3 protein-coding genes are annotated in these 1,213 nt (G+C 71.6%); all 3 read right to left on the bottom strand.

Annotated features, from left to right (window positions below; translation table 11 throughout):
- Window positions 1-268 (bottom strand): WXG100 family type VII secretion target (locus BKN37_RS27225; RefSeq protein ID WP_071028377.1); only part of this gene is annotated, 268 nt, incomplete at its 3' end.
- 36 nt (window positions 269-304) lie between these two features.
- A complete protein-coding gene (locus BKN37_RS27220; protein ID WP_071030424.1) occupies window positions 305-604 on the bottom strand; it encodes a PE family protein in 300 nt (99 codons plus the stop codon).
- Window positions 605-617: 13 nt separating this feature from the next.
- Window positions 618-1,213, bottom strand: a 596-nt coding sequence (locus tag BKN37_RS27215; protein ID WP_423212852.1) for a PPE family protein, SVP subgroup, incomplete at its 5' end; no start/stop codon positions are given.

Genomic DNA, 1,213 nt, shown 5'->3' with positions numbered 1-1,213 from the left:
CTTCTTGCTGCTCGTAGTTGTTGGCGTCGCGGATCAGCCCGTCGCGCACCCCGTGCAGCATGTTGACGATGTTGCGGAACGCGGTCTGCATTTGGCCCATGGTGTCGTAGGAGGTGTTGGCCGCGGTTCCGCCCCAGCCGGCTCCGGTGATGTTGGTCGAGGACGCCCACATCTTGCGGGCCTCGTCCTCGACGGTTTGGGCGTGCACGTCGAAACGGCCCGCCATGGCCCGCATCTGATGCGGATCGGTCATAAAACGCGTCGGCATATCACTGTCTCCTTAACTCGTTGCCTGCGAAAGGGGTTAACCGGCCGCGACCGCGTTGGCGGCCTCGGTCATGGCGTAGGAGCCGGCACTGGTGCCCAGGGTGGCCACGAACTGGTCGTGGATCGCGGCGGCTTGGGCGGCGACGGCCTGGTACAGCTGGGCGTGGGTGGCGAATTGGGCGGCGGTCAGCGCCGAGACCTCGTCGGCGGCCGCCGGAATCACGCCGGTCGTGGGGCCGGCCGCGGCCGCGTTTTCCGCGTTGACCGCGGAGCCGAGGGCCTGGAGTTGGCCGGCGGCGGCGGACAGGATTTCGGGTTGGGTGGTCACAAATGACACGGGTTTTCCTTCCTCACTTTTGGATGGCTTCCTTGATCAGCAGGGTCGCCGAGCGTTTGAGCACATCGCGCTCCTTGGTCAAGGCGGTGACCGCGGTACGCAGCTGATGGAGCTGGTGGCGTTCGCTGACCGCGGCGTCACCGCAGGCCAAGGCGTCGAAGTTCGCCCACCGCTCCGGCGTGTCGCCGTGCCCGCCGGCGGTGGCCGGGAGCAGTTTGGCGCGGGCGGCATACCGCGATCGGGGCTCCCCGGTGCGGGGTGCGTTGACCACGCTGCCGATCGGGCCCAGGGGGCCACCGAGCATGCCGCCCGGCCCCACCACCGGCACCCCGTCCACACCCGCCATCGGCAGTGCGGTGGCCGCGGCGGCCAGCCGAATCGCCGGCGCCGCGCTGCCCCAGGACTGCGGCACCGACAGCCCGCCGACCGACGCTGCGCGGCCCACACTCGCCGCCGCCCCGCTCCTGCCCAGCCCCGCCGCGCCCGCGGGTGATCCGGCGTAGTTCAGCGGGTTCGGGCTCAGTGCCCTCTCGGCGACGTCGGCCGCCGCGGTCCCGGGGGGCGGCGGCCGCGCCCTCGGTTGGGCGGGGGGGGCGGGGTGGTGGTGGG

This window comes from Mycobacterium talmoniae (assembly GCF_001854525.1).
GTDB classification, from domain to species: domain Bacteria; phylum Actinomycetota; class Actinomycetes; order Mycobacteriales; family Mycobacteriaceae; genus Mycobacterium; species Mycobacterium talmoniae.
Note: the sequence above shows the minus strand (reverse complement) of the source record. Positions and strands in the feature narration are given on the sequence as shown.